Annotated in this window: 20 protein-coding genes and 1 riboswitch; of the genes, 8 read left to right on the top strand and 12 right to left on the bottom strand. The window is 70.7% G+C overall.

The window, feature by feature from the left end; genetic code table 11:
- Positions 1-215: 215 nt before the first annotated feature.
- A complete protein-coding gene (locus tag ABIC63_RS15500) occupies positions 216-1,004 on the top strand; it encodes a PhaM family polyhydroxyalkanoate granule multifunctional regulatory protein (protein ID WP_354320407.1) in 789 nt (262 codons plus the stop codon).
- On the top strand, positions 1,001-2,290 hold the full coding sequence (locus ABIC63_RS15495; RefSeq protein WP_354320406.1) for an FIST signal transduction protein: 1,290 nt from the start codon (positions 1,001-1,003) through the stop codon (positions 2,288-2,290). Before ABIC63_RS15500 ends, ABIC63_RS15495 begins: the two co-directional genes overlap by 4 nt.
- A gap of 28 nt (positions 2,291-2,318) precedes the next feature.
- On the opposite strand, the gene ABIC63_RS15490 is transcribed toward ABIC63_RS15495, so the two are convergent.
- On the bottom strand, positions 2,319-3,215 hold the full coding sequence (locus tag ABIC63_RS15490; RefSeq protein WP_354320405.1) for a LysR substrate-binding domain-containing protein: 897 nt from the start codon (positions 3,213-3,215) through the stop codon (positions 2,319-2,321).
- A 133-nt stretch (positions 3,216-3,348) separates the two neighbouring features.
- Between ABIC63_RS15490 and ABIC63_RS15485 the strand changes: the two genes are divergently transcribed.
- On the top strand, positions 3,349-3,969 hold the full coding sequence (locus ABIC63_RS15485; protein ID WP_354320468.1) for a glutathione S-transferase family protein: 621 nt from the start codon (positions 3,349-3,351) through the stop codon (positions 3,967-3,969).
- 55 nt (positions 3,970-4,024) lie between these two features.
- Positions 4,025-4,513, top strand: a complete 489-nt coding sequence (locus ABIC63_RS15480) for a DUF2127 domain-containing protein (RefSeq protein WP_294368110.1) — start codon at positions 4,025-4,027, stop codon at positions 4,511-4,513.
- Positions 4,514-4,612: 99 nt separating this feature from the next.
- Here ABIC63_RS15480 and ABIC63_RS15475 read toward each other — a convergent pair whose 3' ends face one another.
- The 8 genes from ABIC63_RS15475 to ABIC63_RS15440 all read right to left on the bottom strand — a co-directional run bounded on the left by ABIC63_RS15475 (position 4,613) and on the right by ABIC63_RS15440 (position 13,096).
- Positions 4,613-5,341, bottom strand: coding sequence for a GntR family transcriptional regulator (locus tag ABIC63_RS15475; RefSeq protein WP_294368114.1), 729 nt, complete (start codon positions 5,339-5,341; stop codon positions 4,613-4,615).
- Positions 5,338-6,231 (bottom strand): ABC transporter permease, encoded by an 894-nt coding sequence (locus tag ABIC63_RS15470; RefSeq protein ID WP_294368117.1) that lies wholly within the window; start codon positions 6,229-6,231, stop codon positions 5,338-5,340. Before ABIC63_RS15470 ends, ABIC63_RS15475 begins: the two co-directional genes overlap by 4 nt.
- A gap of 144 nt (positions 6,232-6,375) precedes the next feature.
- A complete protein-coding gene (locus ABIC63_RS15465; protein ID WP_354320404.1) occupies positions 6,376-7,293 on the bottom strand; it encodes an ABC transporter permease in 918 nt (305 codons plus the stop codon).
- Between the two features lie 259 nt (positions 7,294-7,552).
- Positions 7,553-8,833: an ABC transporter substrate-binding protein gene (locus ABIC63_RS15460; RefSeq protein ID WP_114801404.1), complete on the bottom strand. Its 1,281-nt coding sequence runs from the start codon at positions 8,831-8,833 to the stop codon at positions 7,553-7,555.
- An 83-nt stretch (positions 8,834-8,916) separates the two neighbouring features.
- Positions 8,917-9,948, bottom strand: coding sequence for an ABC transporter ATP-binding protein (locus tag ABIC63_RS15455; protein ID WP_294368127.1), 1,032 nt, complete (start codon positions 9,946-9,948; stop codon positions 8,917-8,919).
- A 107-nt stretch (positions 9,949-10,055) separates the two neighbouring features.
- Positions 10,056-10,667 carry a flavin reductase family protein gene (locus ABIC63_RS15450; protein WP_294368130.1) on the bottom strand — a complete coding sequence of 204 codons (612 nt, stop codon included), beginning with the start codon at positions 10,665-10,667 and terminating at the stop codon, positions 10,056-10,058.
- Between the two features lie 36 nt (positions 10,668-10,703).
- Positions 10,704-12,014, bottom strand: a complete 1,311-nt coding sequence (locus ABIC63_RS15445) for a D-amino acid dehydrogenase (RefSeq protein ID WP_354320403.1) — start codon at positions 12,012-12,014, stop codon at positions 10,704-10,706.
- Positions 12,015-12,109: 95 nt separating this feature from the next.
- Positions 12,110-12,215: riboswitch (glycine riboswitch) on the bottom strand.
- Between the two features lie 149 nt (positions 12,216-12,364).
- Complete coding sequence (locus ABIC63_RS15440; RefSeq protein ID WP_354320402.1) at positions 12,365-13,096, bottom strand: helix-turn-helix domain-containing protein; 732 nt, start codon at positions 13,094-13,096, stop codon at positions 12,365-12,367.
- Between the two features lie 1,038 nt (positions 13,097-14,134).
- Here ABIC63_RS15440 and ABIC63_RS15435 point away from each other — a divergent pair.
- The 4 genes from ABIC63_RS15435 to ABIC63_RS15420 all read left to right on the top strand — a co-directional run bounded on the left by ABIC63_RS15435 (position 14,135) and on the right by ABIC63_RS15420 (position 18,536).
- On the top strand, positions 14,135-16,078 hold the full coding sequence (locus ABIC63_RS15435) for an MFS transporter (RefSeq protein WP_294368411.1): 1,944 nt from the start codon (positions 14,135-14,137) through the stop codon (positions 16,076-16,078).
- 10 nt (positions 16,079-16,088) lie between these two features.
- Positions 16,089-16,742 (top strand): phosphatase PAP2 family protein, encoded by a 654-nt coding sequence (locus ABIC63_RS15430; RefSeq protein WP_294368138.1) that lies wholly within the window; start codon positions 16,089-16,091, stop codon positions 16,740-16,742.
- A gap of 179 nt (positions 16,743-16,921) precedes the next feature.
- Positions 16,922-18,046 (top strand): serine endopeptidase, encoded by a 1,125-nt coding sequence (locus ABIC63_RS15425; RefSeq protein ID WP_294368142.1) that lies wholly within the window; start codon positions 16,922-16,924, stop codon positions 18,044-18,046.
- A gap of 88 nt (positions 18,047-18,134) precedes the next feature.
- Positions 18,135-18,536, top strand: a complete 402-nt coding sequence (locus ABIC63_RS15420; RefSeq protein ID WP_354320401.1) for a DUF3597 domain-containing protein — start codon at positions 18,135-18,137, stop codon at positions 18,534-18,536.
- Between the two features lie 67 nt (positions 18,537-18,603).
- Here ABIC63_RS15420 and tgt read toward each other — a convergent pair whose 3' ends face one another.
- From tgt to queA, 3 genes are read right to left on the bottom strand one after another with little or no spacing between them, the layout of a single operon-like run.
- Positions 18,604-19,782, bottom strand: coding sequence for a tRNA guanosine(34) transglycosylase Tgt (tgt, locus tag ABIC63_RS15415; protein WP_354320400.1), 1,179 nt, complete (start codon positions 19,780-19,782; stop codon positions 18,604-18,606).
- A complete protein-coding gene (locus ABIC63_RS15410; RefSeq protein ID WP_354320399.1) occupies positions 19,779-21,095 on the bottom strand; it encodes a PQQ-dependent sugar dehydrogenase in 1,317 nt (438 codons plus the stop codon). Before ABIC63_RS15410 ends, tgt begins: the two co-directional genes overlap by 4 nt.
- Positions 21,092-22,174: a tRNA preQ1(34) S-adenosylmethionine ribosyltransferase-isomerase QueA gene (gene queA, locus ABIC63_RS15405; RefSeq protein WP_354320398.1), complete on the bottom strand. Its 1,083-nt coding sequence runs from the start codon at positions 22,172-22,174 to the stop codon at positions 21,092-21,094. The genes ABIC63_RS15410 and queA overlap by 4 nt, the downstream gene beginning before the upstream one ends.
- Positions 22,175-22,283 lie beyond the last annotated feature (109 nt).

Below are 22,283 nucleotides of genomic sequence, written 5' to 3'. Positions count from 1 at the left end.
CGCCGACGAGGGGCATGCGCGTCCCGTGAACGCCGGCCGTGCCAGGCGGGCCGTCGCGAGAAAGTGGCGCCGCGCACGGTGGGCCGATGGCCGACGCCGCGCACGTCGCCCGCTCGGGTAAGCTGGCACGCCGGCCGCCCGCCCCAGCGGCGAGCCCACGATGCCGCCGCCGTGCGCGCCCGATCCGCCTTCGAATGCCCGACAGGAGACGCCCCATGTCCGATGCCAGCCCGCCCCCCTTCAGCAGCTTTGCCCAGTTCGTGCCGGGCTTCGACTTCCTGCGCAACCTCGCGGCCGGCGGCGCCGCGACGGCCAGCGCCATGCCCGGACTGGGCGGCATGTCGAGCTGGGTCGCGCCGACGCTCAGCGTGGAGGAGATCGACAAGCGCATCCAGGAGCTCAAGGCCGTGCAGTACTGGCTGGAGCAGAACGGCCATGCGCTCAAGGCCACCATCCAGGCGCTCGAAGTGCAGCGCATGACGTTGTCGACCCTGCGCGGCATGAACGTGCGCATGGAGGACCTGGCCCAGGCCTTCGCCGATTCGACGACCCGCGCGGCCGAGGCCGTTCGCGAGGCCACAGCGGCGGCCACGGCGGCACCTGCGGCGCGCGATGCAGCGCCAGAGCCCGCGCCCGCCCCGGCGCCCTCGGCCGAGGCCCCGGCGGAAGATGAGGCCGACGCCCCTGCCGCCGCGCCCGGCGTCATCGACCCGCTGCAGTGGTGGGGCTCGCTCACCCAGCAGTTCCAGCAGATCGCCAGCCAGGCCCTCAAGGAGGCCTCGGCCATGCAGATGCCGATGGCCGCGGTCGGTGCGATGCCCGAGGCGCCGGCCGCTGCAGCCAAGTCGGCCGGCCGCAAGGCGCCGGCCAAGAAGGCCGCGTCCCGCAAGACGGCGGCGCGCAAGAAGCCGGCGGCCTCCAAATCCACCGCCGGCAAGAAGCCGGCCACCGCCTCCACCGCCGCCAGTGCCCGCCGCACCGGCGGCAACCGGAGCACCGGATGAAGCTCTTTCCCACTGGCCACGCCACCCATCCCGACTGGCGCATGGCCGCCGGCCTGGTGCTGGCGCAGTTGCGCGCCCAGATGGCGCTGCCCGACTACGAAGCCGCGCCTTCGCTGGGCCTGCTCTACGTCACCGACCACTACACGGCCGAGGCGGCCGACATCCTCGACCTGCTGGCGGCCGAGCTGCCCGAGGTGAGCGACTGGGCCGGCGCCGTGGCGGCCGGCATCGTGGCCAATGCCGCCGAGTACATCGACGAGCCCGCCATCGGCGTGATGCTGCTGGGTGTGCCGGCCGACCAGTACCGGGTGTTCTCGGGCGTTGCGCCGCTGGCCGCCTCCGGCCATGCGCCGGGCGACGGGCCCAACGCCGGCTTCAGCGCCCGCTGTGCGCTGGTGCATGCCGACCCCGAGACCCCCGAACTGCCCGAACTGATTGCCGAGGTCGCCGGACGCACCGACGACGGCCTGCTCTTCGGCGGGCTGGCGTCGGGACGTGCCGGCGCGCTGCAGTTCGCGCTGGGCGGCAACGGCACCATGGCGGGCCAGGGCGCCACGCGCGGTGTGTTCGAGGGCGGGCTGTCGGGCGTCGCCTTCGGCCCCGAGGTGGGCCTCGCCACGCAGGTCACGCAGGGCTGCCAGCCTGTCTCGCGGCAGCGCGAGATCACCGGGGCCGACGAGAACCTGCTGCTCACGCTCGACGGCCGACCCGCCCTGGACGTGCTGCTCGAAGACCTGGGCATTTCGCTGGAGAAAGACCCGCAGCAGGCCATCGACACCGTGCGGGCCACGCTGGTGGGCCTGTCGGCCGCCGGCACCGACGGCGTGCGCATCACCGGCGACCTGGGCCCGCAGGCGCGGGTGCGCCACATCATCGGCCTGGACCCCAAGCGCCGCGCCGTCGCCATCGCCGACCGGGCCGAGGCCGGCATGCGCATGAGCTTCTGCCGCCGCAACGCCCAGGCCGCGCGGGCCGACCTGATGCGCATCTGCGCCGAGATCCGCGAAAGCCTGGAGCCGCAGGAGCAGAGCCTGGTCACCGCGCAGGCGCTGGCGCTGTCGGAGACCGATGCCTCGCCGCACCCGGCGCGGCGCATCGCCGGCGCGGTCTACATCAGCTGCGTGGGCCGCGGCGGGCCGCATTTTGGTGCGCCCAATGCCGAGCTGCAGATCCTGCGGCATGCGCTGGGTGATGTGCCGCTGACCGGCTTCTTCGCCGGCGGCGAGATCGCCGGGCACCACCTGTACGGCTACACCGGCGTGCTCACGGTGTTCACCGCGGAGTGACGCGCTCGGACGGGGCCGAACGGCGGCCTCAGGCTTCCGCCAGCTCGGCCAGGTAGGCCGTCACTTCCTCGGCGAGCCAGTGGCCGAAGGCCGTTGGCGGCCCTCGCCGCCCGCCCGTGGTCGGCCACACCAGCCAGTACGGATAGGGATAGGGCACGCGCACATCGGTCAGCGCCACCAGCTCGCCGCGCTGCAGCAGGCCGTGCACGATGCTCCGCCGCTCCAGCGCCACGCCCTGGCCCAGGCGCACGGCCTCGATCGTGAGGTTGGAGTCGTTGATCCACAGGCCCGCGAGCGGCGGCGGTTCGGGCAGGCCCACGGACTCGCACCAGCTCGACCAGGATTCGGCCGAGCGCACCGGCGGGCAGGCCAGCACCTCGGCCGGCGTGGCCGGCAGCCGGCCGCCGCGGAAATGCGGCGCCGCCACCATCAGCAGCTCGTCCTCGAACAGGGGCTGCTGGCTCAGGCCTTCCCAGGGGCCATGGCCCATGCGGATGGCGACATCCGCCGCGCCCTGGCACAGGTCCTGCACGTCCAGGCCGGCCTGCAGGCGGATGCGCTCATGCGGATGGCGCTCGGCAAAGCGCGGCAGCCGGGGAAGCAGCCAGTGCAGGCCGAAAGAGGGAATCACCGACACCACGAGCTCGCCTTCGCGCGGGCGCACGCGCAGGCTGCGGGTGGCATCGCCGATGTCCGAGAGGGCGGCGCGCACCTGCAGCGCATAGAGCCGGCCGTTCTCGGACAGCCGCAGGCCGCGGCCCTCGCGCTCGAACAGCGCCAGGCCCAGCAGCGATTCGAGGTGCCGCAGTTGCTGGCTCACGGCCGAATGGGTGACGTGCAGCGTCTCGGCCGCGCGGGTGACGCTGCCCAGCCGGGCCACGGCTTCGAAGCATCGCAGGGCTTGCAGGGGCGGCAGGTCGCTCATGGAAGGCGGGGGTCGTTGAAGAAGAACTAACGGATTGGCGCAGAACAAGTCGATGGTGCCTGCCTCTGCCGCAGGGTAGATTGAAAGGGGCGGCACTGATGCCCGCCTGACTTGCTGAAGTGGAACTGAAATGATGCAACTGATCGGCATGCTGGACTCGCCCTACGTCCGGCGCACCGCCATTGCCCTGGACTTGCTGGGCCTGCCCTTCGAATCGAAGCCCCTCTCGGTCTTCCGGCAGATGGAGGAATTCCGCCGCCACAACCCGGTGGTGAAGGCGCCCACGCTGGTGCTGGACGACGGCCAGGCGCTGATGGATTCGACCCTGATCCTGATGCATGCGGAGCAACTGGCCGGCCCGGGCCGCAGCCTGTGGCCGACCGATGCCGCCGACCGTGTGCGGGCCCTGCGCCTGACCGGCCTGGCCCTGGCCGCCTGCGAGAAGGCGGTGCAGGCCGTCTATGAGCGCGAACTGCGCCCGGCCGAGCGGCAACATGCGCCCTGGTCGGAGCGCGTGACGGGCCAGATGCGCACGGCCTGGCAGTTGCTGGAGGCCGAGATGCGCCGCGCGACCGTGCCCGGCGGCGCCCGCGCCGGGGCCATCGGTCATGCCGGCATCGCCATTGCCGTCAGCTGGCATTTCACGCAGCAGTCGCTGCCGGGCGTGCTGGCGCCCGCGGACTTTCCGATGCAGACGGCTTTCTCGGCCGAGGCCGAGGCGCTGCCGGCCTTCACCCGCTGGCCGCACGCCTGAAAGAGCCGGCCCGCGCCGACCCGGCGGCGTCGGCGGGCCGTGCGATCATCCCGCGATGCACTCCCGCTCCGCCCGCGCCATCCGGCTGGTCGCCCTCATCGAAGCCTTCAAGGGCGTGCTCGCCGTCGCTGCGGCGTCAGGGCTGCTCCTGCTGCTGCACAAGGACCTGCGCACGGTGGCCGAGCACCTGGTGCACCACCTGCACCTGAACCCGGCCTCGCACGAGCCGCAGGTCTTCATCGACTTCGCGGCCCATCTGCAGAACGGCCGGCTGGCGCTGCTGTCGGCGGGGGCTGCGGCCTATGCGCTGGTGCGCTTCACCGAAGCCTATGGCCTGTTCCGCGAACGGGCCTGGGCCGAGTGGCTGGGCGCCCTCAGCGGGGGCATCTACCTGCCCTTCGAGGTGCTGGCGCTGGTGCGGCACATGCACTGGCTGGATGTGGTCACGCTGACGGCCAACCTGACGGTGGTGGGCGTCATGGTGCGGGCGCTCTGGTTACGGCGGCGTGCGGCTGCGCCGGGCCTCCCGATGCGGGTCAACTGACCCGACACCGTTCGGGTTGAGCAGGTCGACGGCTGGGCACTCTCCCTTCGACCCTTCGACAAAACCCGGACAGGCCAGGCACAGGGCCGCCAGGCTGTCTCAGCCCACCACGCCCAGCAGCCGCGCCAGGTCGCCGGCTGTCTCCGGCCGCGAATCGAAGGCCAGCTGCGACTCCAGCCGCGTCAGGTGCTCGTGCATGCGCCTGGCCGCCTCCGGCGCATCGCGCAGGCGGATGGCGTCGATCAGCGCCCGGTGCTCGCGGCAGCCGCAGGCCGTGGCCTCCTCGCGCTCGTCGGCATGGGCCGAGCTGTAGGTCATCAGGATCAGCGAGGTGCGCGAGATCAGCTCGCGCAGGATGCGGCCCAGCGTCTGGTTGCCCGAGCGCTCGGCGATGGCGAGGTGGAAGTCGCCCGCCAGCCGGATCGCGCGGCGCATGTCGCCGCTGGTGCGGGCGGTCTCCTCGGCTTCGGCCGAGGCGCGCAGGCGCTGCACGTCGGCATCGCTGGCGCGGGCCACGAACAGCTCGACCAGCGTCGGCTCGATCAGCCGCCGCGCGCCGAAGACCTCGCGCGCTTCTTCCTGAGTGGGCTCGGCGATGGTGGCGCCGCGGTTGGGCGTCAGCGTGACCACCTGCTCGTTGGCCAGGCGCACCAGCACCGGCCGGATGCGGGTGCGCGAGACGCCGAAGGCGCTGGCCAGCTTGTCCTCCACCAGCTTGGTGCCGGGCGGCAGCTTGTGGTCGAGGATGGCCGAGACGATGCGCTCGTACATCTGCGCCTCGGTCAGCGCCGTGGTGGCGGCGGCGGGGCCGCTGTCCCCCGACGTCATCGGCGGCCCGGCGTCTGGCGGCGGCGCAGCAGCAGCGCCAGGCCCACGGTGAGGCCCATCACGCCCAGCGACACCACGGTGGTGACCGTGCCCAGCGCATAGATGGCCGGCGTGGTGACGGTGGAGGTCAGGCCCTGCAACTCCAGCGGCAGGGTGTTGACGTCGCCGATGGCCTGCGAGGTGCGGGCGATCTCGTCCCAGCTCAGCGTGAAGCCGAACATGCCGATGCCGACGATGGAGGGGCCGATCAGCGGCAGCACCACATGGCGGAAGCTCTGCCATGGCGTGGCGCCCAGGTCGCGGGCGGCCTCCTCGTAGGCGGGATTGAAGCGGTTGAACACGGCGAACATGATGAGCAGGCCGAAAGGCAGCGTCCAGGTGAGGTGGGCGCCCAGGGCCGAGGTGAACAGGCCGAGCGCAGTGCCGTAATTTTCGAGCATGCCGTCCGCGCCCAGCGCGGCCAGGGCCGACTTGAGGCCGGTGTCGATCAGCCGGAACTGCAGGCCGATGCCCAGCGACACGATGATGGACGGCATGATCAGGCTGGCGATGCTCACGTAGAACAGCGCCCCGCCGCCCGCCAGCCGCTTGCGGAAGGCCAGCCCCGCCAGCACCGACAGCCCCACCGTGAGGGCCATCACCGCCGTGCCCAGCGCCAGCGAGCGCCGGAAGGCTGCACCGATATCCACCGTGCCCAGCCCTTCCGCGAGCTGCCGGAACCAGTGCAGCGACACCCCCCGCATCGGAAAGGTCAGCCCACCCTCCGGCCCTTGGAAGGACAGCACGAAGATGGTGAACATCGGCCCGTACAGAAACAGCACGAACAGCACGAACACCGCCGCCAGCGGCCAGAACCCCGGCGCACGCGCCTCAGAAACCCGAGCCTGCATGAAAGTCACTCCTGTCGTTGCTATCGTTGCTGTCGCCGCCGGTCTTCGCGGGTGGCACCGCGGAACCGGCTCCGCCGGGCCGCTGGTGCCGCCCCCTTGAGGGGGAGGCGCCGAAGGCGCCACGGGGGTGGGCCCAAGTGCTGGCTACAACTCTTTCCGGATGTCGACCACCCGCGTCAAGGCCCAGATGATCATCAGCACCACCGCCAGCAGGATCACCGCATTGGCCGCCGCCAGCGGGAACTGCAGGTAGCTGGTCTGCACCTGGATGATCTTGCCCACCGAAGCGATCTGCTGGCCGCCCATCACGCCGATGGTCACGAAGTCGCCCATCACGATGGTGATGACGAAGATGGAGCCGATCAGGATGCCGGTGCGCGACAGCGGCACGATCACGTTCCACAGCGTCTGCCAGCCCGAGGCGCCGCAGTCGTCGGCCGCTTCGAGCAGGCTGCGGTCGATGCGCATCATGCTGTTGAAGATCGGCACGATCATGAACATGGTGTAGAGGTGCACGAAGGCCAGCACCACCGAGAAGTCGGAGAACAGCAGCCACTCCACCGGCTCGTGCACCAGCCCCAGGCCCATCAGCGTCTGGTTGACCAGGCCGTTGCGGCCCAGCAGCGGCACCCACGAGATCATGCGGATCACGTTGCTGGTCCAGAAGGGCACCGTGCACAGCACGAACAGCAGCGTCTGCATGCCCGGCGAGCGCACGTGGAAGGCCAGGAAGTACGCCACCGCGAAGCCCAGCACCAGCGTGATCGCCCACACCAGCAGGCAGAACTTGAAGGTCGACAGATACGTCGACAGCGTCACGCACAGATCGCCGTTGTCCGTGAGGTGCGAGCAGCCCTCGAAGATCGCGAGGTAGTTGCGCAGCGAGACCGCGGGAATCAGCTCGTACTCGTTGAAGTCCCACAGGCTGACCATGCCGATCAGCACCAGAGGCACCACGAAGAACAGCAGGAACACCAGCGCGAACGGCGCCGCCTGCCACCACGGCTTGACCCCGCCCTCCATCGGCGCAGAAGCATGGACGCTGGATGCGGGAGCACTCATGGCAGTCGAGGATGTGAAGGAAGCACCGAAGCGCGGAAAGATAAAGCGGGAGCAATGCAACGAGGCGGAAGAAGCCGCGCAGGCATGAACCTCAACCCCGACGCGCTCGCTTCAATCGACCAGAACGATCAACCCGGCAAGCGCAGCGAGCCGCCGCGGGAGCACCCGCGGAACCGGCTTTGCCGGGCCGCTGGGTGCGCCCCCTTGTAGGGGGTGGGCGGAGCGAAGCGCAGCCTGGGGGTCGAATTCGCGGCCGCCGTCAGGCGGCCACGAATTCGTTCCACTTCCTCACCATGTATTCGTTCTCATCCATCACCGCGTTCCAGCACGCGATGCCGCCCATGCGCTGCTCGTAGCTGCCGCCGTCGCGCACGCTGCCCGCCTTGGCGATCACCACGCCCTGCGGGCTCTTGATGTCCTGCGTGGCCGGCTTGCCTTCCATCCAGTAGGCCCACTCGTAGGGTTCCATCTTGGCCTTGGCCGTCTCCAGCACGGCGCTGTAGTAGCCCTGGCGGTTGAGGTACGCGCCGGCCCAGCCGTCGAGGAACCAGTTGATGAACTCGTAGGCGGCGTCCAGCTTCTTGCCCGACAGCGTGGCCGGCAGGCCGAAGCCGGATGCCCAGGCGCGATAGCCTTCCTTCAGCGGCTGGAACACGCAGTCGATGCCCTTGCTGCGCACCGCGGTCACGGCGGGGCTCCACATCGACTGGATCACCACCTCGCCCGAAGCCATCAGGTTCACCGACTCGTTGAAGTCCTTCCACAGTGCGCGGAACTGCCCGGCCTTCTTGGCTTCGATGAGCGTCTTGATCGTCAGGTCGATCTCGGCCTTGCTCATGTTGCCCTTGTCCTTGTACTTGTGGATGCCCTTGGCCTCCACCACCATCGCCGCGTCCATGATGCCGATGGAAGGGATGTTCAGGATCGCGGCCTTGCCTTTGAACTCGGGGTTGAGCAGCTCGGCCCAGCTCTCGATCGGGCGCTTGATCAGGTCGGGACGGATGCCCAGCGTGTCGGCGTTGTAGGTGGTGGGGATCAGCGTCATCCACTGCGTGGGCGCCTTGGCGAAGACCTTGCTCTTCTCGCCTTCGAGGAAGATCACTTTCTTGGGCGCCGTGCCCTGGTCACCCACGGCCTTGCCGGCGACTTCGCCCTTGGTGAAGAGCGAGGTGATCTTGTCGGCGTTCTTCACGCGCTTGACGTCGATGCCCTTCAGGTTGCCGGTGGGCACGATCTTCTTGAGCGAGAAGAACTCGGTGTCGATCAGGTCGAAGCTGTTGGGCGCGGTGACGGCGCGCTTGGTCACGTCGTCGGTGGTCACGGCCACGTACTGGATCTCGATGCCGGTGTCGGCCTTGAACTTCTCGGCGATGGCCTTGTCCTGGTTCACCGCGGTGCCCAGGTAGCGCAGCACCATCTTCTCCTGCGCATGGACGAAGGGCGCCGCCCCCGTGGCCAGGATGCCGGCCATGCCGGCGCCGCCTTGCAGCAGGCTGCGGCGCGAAAGGCCGGGGGTGCGGGGATCGAGCGTGTCGGACATCGAGGACTCCTTGTTGGGGGATGAGGAAGCGCGAGCGCGGTTGGAAAAAAGAAAGGGCAGAGGCGACGGCTTGGGCGTGCGGCTCAGGCCGGCAGTGCATGTGCCTGGTGCGGCGCCCAGAACAGGTGCACGTCTTCGCCCAGGGCATAGGGCCGTTCGGCGAAGCGGGCTTCGGGCAGCATCACCGACACGCCGTTGGCGCCAGCCGCGTCCTGCGCCTGCAGGCCGAGCAGCACGTAGGTGCCCTGGTATTCGACGTCGGTGACGGTGGCGCCCATGCCAGGCACTGCCACGACGGCGGCGTCGCCCGCGGCCGGCCGGATCTGCAGGTGGTCGTTGCGCACGGCCACCTTGCCCGTGCCGGTCTGGATCACGTTGTGGCCGCCCATGAAGCGCGCCACGAACTCGGTGGCCGGGGCGTTGTAGACCGCATGCGGCGAGCCGACCTGCTCGATGCGGCCGTGGTTCATCACCACCATGGTGTCGGCCAGCGCCATCGCCTCTTCCTGCGAATGCGTGACGTGAATGAAGGTCAGGCCCAGCTCCTTCTGCCAGCGGCGCAGCTCGGCGCGCATCTGCACGCGCAGGAAGGGGTCGAGGGCGGAGAGCGGCTCGTCCAGCAGCAGCACGCGCGGCTGGGTGATGAGGGCCCGGGCCAGCGCCACGCGCTGCTGCTGGCCGCCGGACAGCTCACCCGGCTTGCGCTGCGCCAGGTGGCCGAGCGAGACGCGCTCCAGCAGGTCCTGCGCGCGGGCCTGGCGCTCGGCCCTGGCCACGCCTTTCATCTTGAGGCTGAAGGCGACGTTGTCCAGCGCCGACAGGTGCGGGAAGAGGGCGAAGCTCTGGAACATCATGGCCGTGCCGCGCGCGGCGGCGGGCAGGTCGGTGATGTTGCGGTTCTCCAGCAGGATGTCGCCGCTGGTCACCGACTCGTGCCCCGCGATCATGCGCAGCGTGGTGCTCTTGCCGCAGCCCGAGGGGCCGAGCAGGCAGCAGTAGCTGCCGCTGGCAATGCGCAGGTCGATGGCGTCCACGGCTGGCGCGCCCTGCGCATAGCGCTTGGTCAGCGCGACGAGCTCGATGGCGGCGGGCGATGGCGTGGCGATGGCGTCCATGCCGATGGCCTACGCAAGGCGTGTGCCAGCGTGCGCTCATTGTTTGCACGCAATCGCCGCCAAAAATTGCGTACAAAAAGCACCGCCGCAGTGCGCGGCGGGCCGGTTCAGCGCCGAAGCGGTGCCAGCGGCTGCGCGTCCGCCGCGTCGCCGTCGATCAGGAAGTGCCCGCCCGCCACGTGGTGCAGGGTGCGCAGCGCGTCGTGGCCGTCGAAATGCCAGCGGCCGTCCGAGAAGACGCGCGCATCGGCCTGGGCGGCCACCACCTCGCCCAGGAACAGGTCGTAGCGCTGCTGGATCGGCGGCTCGGGCAGCAGCCGGCATTCCAGCCAGGCGGCGCAGCCGTCCAGCAGCGGCGCGTCCGTCGCGCTGCCGGCAAAGGTGGCCAGGCCATAGGCCGCGAACTTGTCGAGGCCGCCCAACGCATCGGCATCCCGGCCCGAGACGCTGCCCAGGGCGTTGCACAGGTCCAGTTGCGCCCGCACCGGCACCTGCAGCGCGAATTCGCCGCTGGCTTCCAGCAGTTCGCGGGTGAAGGTGCTCTTGTCCAGCACCACGGCCACCTTGGGCGGGTCGAAGTCCAGGGGCATCGCCCAGGCGGCCGCCATGATGTTGCGGCGTCCGCCCGCCGCCGCGCTCACCAGCACGGTGGGGCCGTGGTTGAGCAGGCGGTAGGCCTTGGCCAGGTCGACGGGGCGGCGGTGGTGGGCGGTGGTCATGCGGCCGACGATAGCGCGCCCGTGTGTCGGAGCCGATCAGGCAGCGCTAGCGAGCGGTCCGGGCACGTTGCCCACGCGGGTCGCGGCGGTGAAGGCGAATTCCACCTCCGGCGCCAGTCCGCTCACAATGCGCGCGATGGACTGGCCCGAGCCGCAGGCATGCGTCCAGCCCAGCGTGCCGTGGCCGGTGTTGAGGAACAGCCGGCCGATGCGGCTGGCGCCGATGATCGGCACGTTGCTCGGCGTGGCCGGACGCAGGCCGCTCCAGAACTGGGCCCGCGCCGTGTCGCCCGCACCGGGAAAGAGCTGCTCCACGCGGCGCACGATGGCCTCGCAGCGCACGGTGTTCAGGTCGCGGTCGTAGCCATTGAGCTCGGCCGTGCCCGCGATGCGCAGGCGGTCGCCCTGCGGCCCGGTCAGGCGCGAGAACACCAGCTTGAATTCGTCGTCCGTCAGCGAGACCTGGTGCGCGCGGCTGGCGTCCTTGACCGGCATGGTCACGGAATAGCCCTTGGCCGGGTAGATCGGCAGCCGGATGCCCAGCGGCGCCGCCAGCAGCGGGCTGAACGAACCCATGGCCAGCACGTAGGCGTCGGCGCGCAGGCGCTGGTAGCGGCCTTCGGCGTCGGTGGCTTCCACGTGGTCGATCTCGCCGGCCACCTCGCGCAGCGCGGTGATGGTGTGGCCCATCAGGAAGCGCACGCCGGCGGCCTCGGCCTTCCTGGCCAGTTCGCGGGTGAAGCGGTTGGCGTCGCCCGACTCGTCCTCGGCCGTGTAGGTGGCGCCGGCGAGTTGCGGACGGATGTGGGCGAGGGCGGGTTCCAGGCGCACGGCATGGTCGGCGTCGATCACCTGCCGCTCGCAGCCGAGCTGGCGCATCTGCTCGGCCGGTGCCTGGGCGGCGTCGAATTCCTTCTGCGAGGTATAGAAGTGCAGGATGCCCTGCGTGCGCTGGTCGTAGGCGATGCCGGTGTCGCGGCGCAGCTGCTGCAGCACGTCGCGGCTGTAGGTGCCCAGGCGCACGATCTGTTCGATGTTGTGGCGGGTGCGCGCGGGCGTGCATTCGCGCAGGAAGGCGAGGCCCCAGAGCCACTGCCGCAGGTCGGGCCGCAGGCGGAAGAGCAGCGGCGCGTCCTCGCGGCCCAGCCACTTCAGTAGCTTGAGCGGCGCGCCGGGGTTGGCCCAGGGTTCGGCATGGCTGACGGAGATCTGCCCGCCGTTGGCGAAGCTGGTCTCGGCGCCGGGCGTGGCCTGGCGGTCGACGACGGTCACGTCGTGGCCGAGCTGGGAGAGGAAGTAGGCGGAGGTGGTGCCGAGCAGGCCGGCGCCGAGGACGATCACGCGCATGGAAGAACCCCTTTCAGGTTGCAGCGCATGAACGCGGCAGCGGGGACTCGTCCTTGGAACACAAAGGAGCAACCGCCGCATGACGCGTTCAGGTTGCCGCTCCCCCTGTCCTTGGTACCTGAGAGTTTCACCCGCAGCGCGCGCGGCGGGTTTGCTCCTTCGGTGCGCCACATCGCGTGGCGGCTCTCCAGACGGCGTGATGGATGTTGCAGTACGGGCCCGTTGCCGGACCGACCTGAGCGTTTATGGGAGTTTGCGCCTTCGGTAGCGCCGCCCGGCCGGTGCCGGTGGGCGGTGCGTTCTCCTGCGGGGCGCGATTCTAGGGGCGGATGCGCTGGCGCCAAAGCCCTTCATCGCCGCAGCTGGGTGAACTGGGCGAACTCCCACTCCCGCATGGCCAACAGAAGGGTGTAGCCCTCCAGCTCGCCAGCGGGCAGCTTCTGGTCGGTCTGGTGCTGCTGGGCGAAGTCCTGCGCCACGCGCTGCAGCCGCTCCAGGAAGGCCGGCGCCAGTGCCCGCGAGATGGAGCCGTGCACCAGCAGCAGTCCCTCGGCCGGGCCGTCGAAGCCGCCGGCATAGTAGTCGAGCACCACCTCCTCACGGAAGAACTGCATCACCGGCCCATGCGGCCGCCAGCGGAAGGTCTTGGCCACCTTGAGGCGGTAGCGGTTGAGCGGCCGCAGCTCGATGATGCCGATGCGGTCCAGCTGCGCCAGGTAGCCGATGCATTCGGCCTCGGTGATCCGGTAGGTGCCGACGATCTGCTCCAGCGTCCACTGGCTCAGCACGTTGATGGCGACCAGCAGCAGCTTGCGGTCGCGCACCACGGCCTGCTCCTGCTCCTGCGTCAGCTCGCGCAGCAGCGGCTGGCTGTCGGCCACGCGCCGCGCCAGGTCGGCGAAGTCGATGCGCAGGGCGCGGCAGATGGCGTCGATGCGCGCCAGCGGCATGTCGCCCCGGGCCAGCATGCGCTTGACGCTGGATTCGGCCAGGCCAAGCGCCGCGGCCAGATCGGCGTAGGTCATCTGCGCCGCCTTGAGTTCGCGCTTGATGGCGCTGACGAGGTCCTGGGTGGTGCTCACGGGGCGAGGCGGTATCGGCAGGCGATACCTGGAGTGGTTTTGTCTGCCACTGTATTGGAATATGAGCCTCGGCGGCGAGGGTGGGCCGGGAGACTGCGCCACCTTCTTCAAGTCCTCCTGCTGGCCATGTCTTCATCCACCGCCTCCGCTGCCGACCCCGCTTCTACCAACACCGAGGCTGCCCTTCTGCCACGCGGCCTCGGGCTGTCGTTGGCCGGCCTGCTGCTGCTCTGGCTCGCCGTTTGGCTGGCCGGGCCGGCCTTGCTGGCGGCGCTCGGCCTGCCCCTGGATGCGCACGGCCACTTGCAGGCAAATGCGCCGGCCGTGGCCGCACCCTTCGCCGACGTGCGACCACGCTGGGGCATCCCCAATGCCTTCGACGTGCTGAGCAACCTGCCTTTCGCCCTGGCCGGCCTGTGGGGCCTGGCGCGACTGCGGGCGCGAACTTTGCCGGCGGCCACGCGCCGTGCGGCGCAGGTGTTCTTCGCCGGCCTGCTGCTGACGTCGCTCGGCTCTGCGTGGTACCACTGGGCGCCCGATGCCGGCCGGCTGGCGGGCGACCGGCTGGGCATGGCGGTCGCCTTCGCGGGGGTCTGGGCGTTGGTCGTGGCCGAGCGGTTGACGCTGGCGGCGGTGCGGCCCGTGCTGTGGGGTGTGCTGTTGCTGGGAGCGGTGTCGGCGGCGTGGCCCCAGGTGGACGGCAACGTGCTGCCCTGGGCCGTGGTGCAGTACGGCGGCATCGGTTTCATCGTCGGGGCCTGGCGTCGCCCCATGGCGGCCGGTGCACTGGGCCTGCGCATCGGGGCCGTGCTGGCGGCCTACCTGTTCGCCAAGCTGCTGGAGATGAATGACTTTGCCCTCTTCGAGGCGACCGGGCAGGCGGTGTCGGGCCACAGCCTCAAGCACCTGGCGGCGGCGCTGGCGGCGCTGCCCGTGCTGGCCGCCGTGGGGCGGGCCCCGCTGCGGCAGAATGCGGCGGGCGCCGGCACCCCGCGTGCCCATCGGCCATGGGCGCGGGCCGGACTTCAGGACCAGACCATGCGCACCGACGCCCCACCGGCCGCCGCTTCTCCGGCGCACGCCAACCAGTTCGCCCTGCTGCGCCAGCGCCGCTTCGCACCCTTCTTCTGGACGCAGTTCGCCGGGGCCGCCAACGACAACCTGTTCAAGTTCGCCTTCACGGTGATGGTGACCTACCAGCTGCAGGTGGCGTGGCTGCCGCCCTCGCTGGCGGGGCTGGCGATCGGGGCGCTGTTCATCCTGCCCTTCCTGCTGTTCTCGGCCACGGCGGGGCAGCTCACCGACAAGTACGACAAGGCCCGCATCATCCGGCTGGTCAAGACGCTGGAGATCGCGATCATGGCGCTGGCCGGCTGGGGCTTCGTGGCTGCCAACGTGCCGGTGCTGCTGGGCTGCGTCTTCCTGATGGGGCTGCATTCCACGCTGTTCGGCCCGGTCAAGTTCGCCTACCTGCCGCAGGCGCTCGACGCGCATGAGCTGACGGGTGGCAACGGCATGGTGGAGATGGGCACCTTCGTCGCCATCCTGCTGGGTCAGGTGGCGGGCGGCCTGCTGGTGGCGCTGCCTGGCATCGGCCACGGCACCGTGGCGGCGGCCTGCGTGGCGGTGGCCGGCATCGGCCGGCTGACGGCGCAGGCCGTGCCCGCGGCGCCGGCTACCGACCCGGGCCTGGCCGTCAACTGGAACCCGGTGACCGAGACCTGGCGCAACCTCAAGCTCGCGCATGGCAACACGGTGGTGTTCCGCTCGCTGCTGGGCATTTCGTGGATGTGGTTCTTCGGCGCCATCTTCCTGTCGCAGTTCCCGAGCTTCGCCAAGGAGGTGCTGCACGGCGACGCACAGGTCGCCTCGCTGCTGCTGGTGGTGTTCTCGGTGGGCATCGGCGCGGGCTCGCTGCTGTGCGAGACGCTGTCGCGCCGCCAGGTCGAAATCGGCCTGGTGCCGCTGGGTGCCATCGGCATGAGCGTGTTCGCCATCGACCTGTACTTCGGCTCGCGCGGGCTGCCGCCCTCGGCCGAGATGGGCCTCGCCGCCTTCCTGGCCCAGCCGGCGCACTGGCGGGTGATGGCCGACCTGGCGCTGCTGTCGCTGTTCGCGGGCCTCTACAGCGTGCCGATGTATGCGCTGATCCAACTGCGCAGCCAGCCCACGCACCGGGCGCGGATCATCGCGGCCAACAACATCCTCAATGCGCTGTTCATGATCGCCAGCGCCGTGATCGCCGGGGCGCTGATCGGCGCCGGCTTCAGCATCCCGCAGGTCTTCCTCTTCACCGGCATTGCCAATGCGCTGGTGGCGGGCTACATCTTCCTGCTGGTGCCGGAGTACCTGCTGCGCTTCATCGCCTGGGTGGCGTCGCGCTTGGTCTACCGCTTCAAGGTGCGTGGCGACGAGCAGATCCCCGACCAGGGCCCGGCCGTGCTGGTGTGCAACCACGTGAGCTTCGTCGACGCCGTGCTGCTGATGGCGGCCAGCCCGCGGCCGATCCGCTTCCTGATGGACCACCGCATCTTCCGCGTGCCGGTGCTCGGCTGGCTGTTCCGGCTGGCCAAGGCGATCCCGATCGCGCCACAGAAGGAAGACCCGGCCGCCTACGAGCGCGCCTTCGACGAGGCGGCCCAGGTGCTGCGCGAGGGCGACCTGCTGGGCATCTTTCCCGAAGGCGGCATCACGCGCGACGGCACGCTGCAACCCTTCAAGGGCGGCGTGATGAAGATCCTGGCCCGCGCGCAGGAGGACGGCCTGGCCGTGCCGGTGGTGCCGATGGCGCTGACGAATCTGTGGGGCTCGTACTTCAGCCGCATCGAGCTGCGCGGCGGCGAGCCGGTGGCCATGGTGCGGCCCTTCCGCCGCGGCTTCTGGAGCCGCGTGGGCCTGAACGTGGGCGCGCCCCTGCCGGCTTCGGCGGTGCAGCCCGAACTGTTGCAGGAGCGGGTCGCCGGCCTGCTCGCCCAGCCCTGACGCCTTGTCGATGAACGCTTTCCTGAACTGGCATGCCCTGACCTGGCTGGGCGACAGCAGCCTGATGATGCCGATGGCGCTGGCCATCACCGCCTGGCTGGGCTGGGCGCGGCGGACGCGGCCCGTGATGTGGCTGTGGCTGCTGTGCGTGGGCGCGGCGGGCGCGACGGTGGTGGCGGGCAAGCTGGCGTTCATGGGCTGGGGGCTTGGCGTCGCCGCCATCGACTTCACGGGATTCAGCGGCCACACGACGCTGTCGACCACCCTCTGGCCGGTGGCGCTATGGCTGGCGGTTTCCAGCTTCGCGCATCGCTGGCGTGTGGCGGCCGCCTTCGCGGGCTGGGCCCTGGGCATGGCCATCGGCTATTCGCGTCTGGCCCTGGACGCGCATTCGGTGTCGGAGGTGGTGTCGGGCTTCCTGCTGGGGCTGTCGGCCAGCGGCTTCTTTCTGTGGCGCCAGCGGAGCAAGCCGCATCCCAGGCTGCGCCTGCTGCCGGTGCTGCTCACGCTGGTACTGCCCGCGCTGGTGATTCAGCCCGGCACGCGCGCGCCGACGCACGAACTGATCGGTCGCACTGCGGCCTGGATGGCTGGCAACGAGCGCCCCTTCGTACGGGCCGACCTGCATGCCGGCACGCGACCGTCGCGGCGGGCGGCCGGCTGAACGGGCGCTGCGCGGTGGTATCGCCTGGCGATACCTGAAGCCGCAAATTCCGAGCGAGGTACAGCCCGACACTTCCGTGAGATCAAAGCCCGGGCACGATGCGATTCATCTCGGGCGGCGGGCGAGCGGCTGGATCCCCCAAGCGCTGTCCAACGGCCGAGCCTGAAAGGAAATCGCCCATGAAGACCTCCCTGCGCCTGTCCGAAGCCTGGTTCCGTCGTGGCCTGTGGCTGTTGTCCCTGGTGTTCGCCAGCTTCCTGATCGGCCTGGGCGGCACGGTGGTGGGCGACCTGCCGCGGGTGGAGCGCCAGTTGCAGCTGGACGACTTCATCGACCGGCCGGCCGCTCAGGCCCAGCGCGACGCCCTGGCCCGCGCGCAACAGGCCCAGACCGAGGCCGACGAGGCCCTGGCGCAGGCGCAACTGCGCGCCCGGACGGCCCAGGCCAACACCCGTTCGGCCCAGGCCAGCCTCGGCGACTGGCTGGCCACGCGCAGCGCCACCGCCCGGCCCGAGCAGGACCCGGCCCTGATCGAGCGCACGCGCGCCCTCGACGAACTGCGTGCCGCCCAGCGGCAGGCCCAGGCGGCGGCCGAGCGCCAGGAGCAGCGGGCACTCGACGCCCGCCAGGCCGCTGCACGCAGCCAGCGCCAGCTGGATGAACTGGAAGCCGCCGCCGCCGCGCGCCTGCAGGCGGCCGAGCGGCGGCAGGAGCTGCGCGTCTTCGGCTACCGCCTCGCCCTCACGCTGCCGCTGCTGGCCGTCGCCGGCTGGCTCTTCGTGCGGCACCGCAAGGGCAACGGGTGGCCCTTCGTCTGGGGCTTCGTCTTCTTCGCCCTCTTCACCTTCTTCGTGGAGTTGGTGCCCTACCTGCCCAGCTATGGCGGCTATGTGCGCTACGGCGTGGGCGTGCTGCTGACGCTGCTGGCGGGCCGCTGGGCCATCGCTGCGCTTCAGCGCTACCTGGCGCGGCAGCAGGCGGCCGAGGCCCGGCCCGAGCCGGCACGGCGCCAGGCCCTGGACTACGACGTGGCGCTGGCGCGCCTGGCCAAGGGCGTCTGCCCGGGCTGCGAGCGGCCGGTGGACCTGAAGAACGCGGCCATCGACTTCTGCCCGCACTGCGGCATCGGCCTGTTCGACCGCTGCGGGGGCTGCGGCAGCCGCAAGAGCGCCTTCGCGCGCTTCTGCCACGGCTGTGGCAAGGCGGCGGAGACCCGGCCGACCGTCACTCCCGGTCCAGATACAGAGTTAAGCAACATTTCTTCGCAGAAGCCGGCAGAAGATCACGAACACGGCCGCCGCTGACGCAGGGCCACCCCGCACGGGTGCTAGAACCGGACACCCGCCGCCGAGCGGTGACGGTTCCTCCCCATCCGACCCAGGAGTCATGCCCGTGAGCATCTTCAGCAGCATCCTTTCCAAGATCTTCCCCGGCGCCCAGGCTGCGCCCGCCCCGGCCCCCGCGCCCGCCGCACCGTCGGCGACCGCTGCGCCGGCTCCGGCGGCGGCGCCAGCCGTGCCCGCGCCACCGCCGTCCATCCCGCTGGGCGAGGTGGCGCCCATCCTCGACGCCAAGCCGGGCGCGGCCCAGCTCAACTGGCGCACCTCCATCGTGGACCTGCTCAAGCTGCTCGGCCTCGACAGCAGCCTGGCCGCCCGCAAGGAACTGGCCAACGAGTTCATCTACACGGGCAATGCCGAGCCGGGCTCCGCCGAATGGAACATCTGGCTGCACAAGCAGGTGATGACCCGCATCGCGGCCAACGGCGGCACGCTGCCGCCAGAGATGCGCTGAGCGCGTCGCGCCCCAAAAAAAGAAAAGCGGCCTGCGGGCCGCTTTGTCGTTGTGGCAGAGGACCTTCTCAAACGCCCCGCGCCCGGTCGCTCGCGAACTGCCGCCGGAATTCGCCGAAGCGCCCCGCATCCAGCGCCTCGCGGATCTCCCGCATCAGGTTCAGGTAATAGTGCAGGTTGTGGATGGTGGTGAGCATCGGCCCCAGCATCTCGCCGCAGCGGTCCAGGTGGTGCAGGTAGGCGCGCGAGAAGCCGCCGCGGCCACCGTCGGCCCAGCTCACGCCGGTGGTGCCGGCGCAGGCATGGCAGGTGCAGCTCGGGTCAAGCGGCTGCGGGTCGTTGCGATGGCGGGCGTTGCGCAGCTTCAGGTCGCCGTAGCGGGTGAAGATGGTGCCGTTGCGCGCATTGCGCGTGGGCATCACGCAGTCGAACATGTCCACGCCCTGGGCCACGCCCTCGACCAGGTCCTCCGGCGTGCCCACGCCCATCAGGTAGCGCGGCTTGTGGGCCGGCAGACGGTGCGGCGTGTGGGCGGTGATGCGGCGCATGTCCTCCTTGGGCTCGCCCACACTCACGCCGCCGACGGCGTAGCCGGGGAAGTCCATCTCCACCAGCGCAGCCAGCGATTCCTCGCGCAGGTGCTCGAACATGCCGCCCTGCACGATGCCGAACAGCGCGTTGGGGTTCTGCAGCCGCGCGAACTCGGCCTGGCAGCGCTTGGCCCAGCGCAGGCTCAGCTCCATCGACCGCCGCGCCTCGGCCTCGGTGGTGATGCGGCCCTGGGTCTCGTAGGGCGTGCATTCGTCGAACTGCATGACGATGTCGCTGTTCAGCACCGTCTGGATCTGCATCGACACCTCGGGCGTGAGCAGCAGCTTGTCGCCGTTGACCGGCGAGGCGAACTTGACGCCTTCCTCGCTGATCTTGCGCATGGCGCCCAGGCTCCAGACCTGGAAGCCGCCCGAGTCGGTGAGGATGGGCTTGTTCCACTGCTCGAAGGCATGCAGGCCGCCGAAGGCGCCCATCACGTCCAGGCCGGGGCGCATCCAGAGGTGGAAGGTGTTGCCCAGGATGATCTGCGCGCCCATCTCCTCCAGGCTCCGCGGCATGACGCCCTTGACGGTGCCGTAGGTGCCCACGGGCATGAAGATCGGCGTCTGCACCACGCCGTGGTTGAGGGTCAGCGTGCCCCGGCGCGCATGGCTGTCGGGGTCGGTGGCCAGCAGGTCGAACTGGAGGGCGGTCATGGTTTGGCGGACGAAGAAGAAGGGGCGGCGGAGGGCTGCAGGGGCAGCAGCATCAGCACGGTGCGGTTGAAGTCTTCCACCACCAGCAGGCGGCCGGCGCGGTCGATGGTGAGGCCGGTGGGGCGGCCCATGGGCCGCACGCCGTCCCTGGCCTGCCAGCCGGCGAGCCAGTCGATGGCGGGGCCGGCGGGCAGGCCGGTCTTGGCATCGAGCTTGAAGCCGACCACGCGGTGGCCGCTGGCCTGCGGGCCGCGCCAGGCGACGAGCAGCTGGCCGGCGAAGGGCGTGCCGGCGGGGCCGAGCGTCATCTGCAGCGGCGCGGCATGCGCTGGCCACAGGGCCAGCGGCGCCTCGCTCTTGCTGCAGTCGTAGCGGCCTTCATAGCCCTGGGCGTTCTTGCGCGGGCCGACGCAGTAGGGCCAGCCGTAGAAGCGGCCGCGCTGCAGCAGGTTCAGCTCCTCGGGCGGGCTCTGCGCGTCGCGGTAGTCGATGCTGTTCTCGCCCTGCAGCACGCGGCCTTCGGGCGCCGCCGGCGTGGCGGGCAGCACGGCCAGCGCCATGCTGTTGCGCAGGCCGGTGGCGAAGGGCGCGAAGCGCTGCACGGTGCGCTGCGGGCCGCCGAGTTGCGCCTCGTACACGGCGGCGCGGGGCTTGCCCCCTTCGCCATCGGGGCAGGGCAGGGCGGGCGCGTCCTTGCCGCTGCGGCAGTTGTCGCTGCTGGAGCCGACGTTGACGTAGAGCCGGTCGCCGGGGCCGAAGGCGATCTCCTTGAGCGGATGGGTGCCGTCATCGGGCAGCTGGTCGATCACGGTCTCGCGTTGCGGCTCGGCGCCGGCGGCGCCGACGGGCGTTCGCCAGATCCGGCCGGCCTCGCCGACGTAGACCTTGCCGTCGGGGCCCAGCGCCAGGCCGGACGGCCGGTCGAGGCCGCTGGCCAGCACGGCAATGCGCGCTCGGCGCGGGGCGAGGCCATCGGCGGGCAGCGTCATCTCTAGCAGGCGGCCGCGCTTCGGCTCCCACGAGCCCATGTCGGCGATCCAGTAGCGGCCGGGCGCCACCTCCAGGATGCGGCGCGGCGCACGCAGGCCTTCGGCCTCGTCGGCCAGCAGCGCGACGCAGGTGCCGGCGGGGCTGGCGATGTCCAGCCGCGCGAAGTCGCCGCAGCGGCCGGCGGGCGTGTAGCCGCGCGCGGCGGCGAGCAGCGGCAACCCCAGCGCACACAGGAGGGCCGTGTGCAGCAGTCGCCTCGCCGGGCAAGCTGCGGCTTCGCCGAGGTTGCGTGCGCCCCGCGGCGCAGACGGGCGGGCGTTCATGCCGCGCGCTCCAGCAGCATCGCGTCCCCGTAGCTGAAGAAACGGTAGCGCTCGCGGATGGCGTGGGCATAGAGCGCCATCACGCGCTCGTAGCCCGCCAGGGCGCTGACCAGCATCATCAGCGTGCTCTTGGGCAGGTGGAAGTTGGTGACGAGCAGGTCCACGTGTTGGAAGCGGAAGCCCGGTGTGATGAAGATCTGCGTGTCGCCCTGCGCCTGCCCGCTGGCGGCCCAGGATTCGAGTGTGCGCACGGTGGTGGTGCCCACCGCCACCACGCGGCCGCCGCGGGCGCGGCAGTCGGCAATCGCCTGCTGCGTGGCGGGTGGCACGTCGTAGCGCTCGGCATGCATCACATGCTCGGCGATGTTCTCGGTCTTGACGGGCTGGAAGGTGCCGGCGCCCACGTGCAGCGTGACGTTGGCGCGGCGCACCCCTCGCGCCTCCAGCTTCGCAAGCAGGGCCTCGTCGAAATGCAGCGCCGCGGTGGGCGCGGCCACGGCGCCGGGCACGCGCGCGAAGACGGTCTGGTAGCGGCGGGCGTCCTCGGCGGCTTCGCTGACGCTTTCGTGTGCCTGCTGGCGCTCGATGTAGGGCGGCAGGGGCACGTGGCCGTGGCGCTCCATCAGCGTGTAGGGGTCGGCGCCGTCGTCGCTCTCCAGCGCGAAGCGGAACAGCGGGCCGCCTTCCTCGGGCCAGCGGCCCAGCAGTGTGGCGCGGAAGGCCGGCTGGCCGGGGCCGGCGTCCATGCGCAGCACGGTGCCGACAGCGGGCTTCTTGCTGACCTTCATGTGGGCCGCCACGACTTGGCCTTCGAGCACGCGTTCGATCAGCAGCTCCAGCCGGCCGCCGGTGGGCTTTTCGCCGAAGAGACGGGCCTTGACCACCTGCGTGTCGTTGAAGACGAGCAGGTCGCCGTCGCGCAGCAGCGTGGGCAGGTCGCGGAAGATGCGGTCGGCGGGTTCGGGGCCGGTCCCGTCGAGCAGGCGCGAGGAGCTGCGTTCGGGGGCGGGCTGCTGCGCGATCAGTTCGGGCGGCAGCGCGAAGTCGAAATCCGAGAGCGTGAAGTCGGTGCGGGACATGCTTGAGGGCCGGACGGGCCCGTTCCAAGAAAGAAGCGGAAGCCCTCCGTGCAGGCCATCGCGGGGCGGCAGCGTTCCGCACGGGGCGGAGGAGGGCGGGGAGGCAGAA

The sequence above is a fragment of the Pseudacidovorax sp. 1753 genome (assembly GCF_040544975.1).
Lineage (GTDB): Bacteria > Pseudomonadota > Gammaproteobacteria > Burkholderiales > Burkholderiaceae_C > Xenophilus.
The sequence above is the reverse complement of the archived record's forward strand: the minus strand, read 5'-3'. Positions and strand labels throughout refer to the sequence as shown.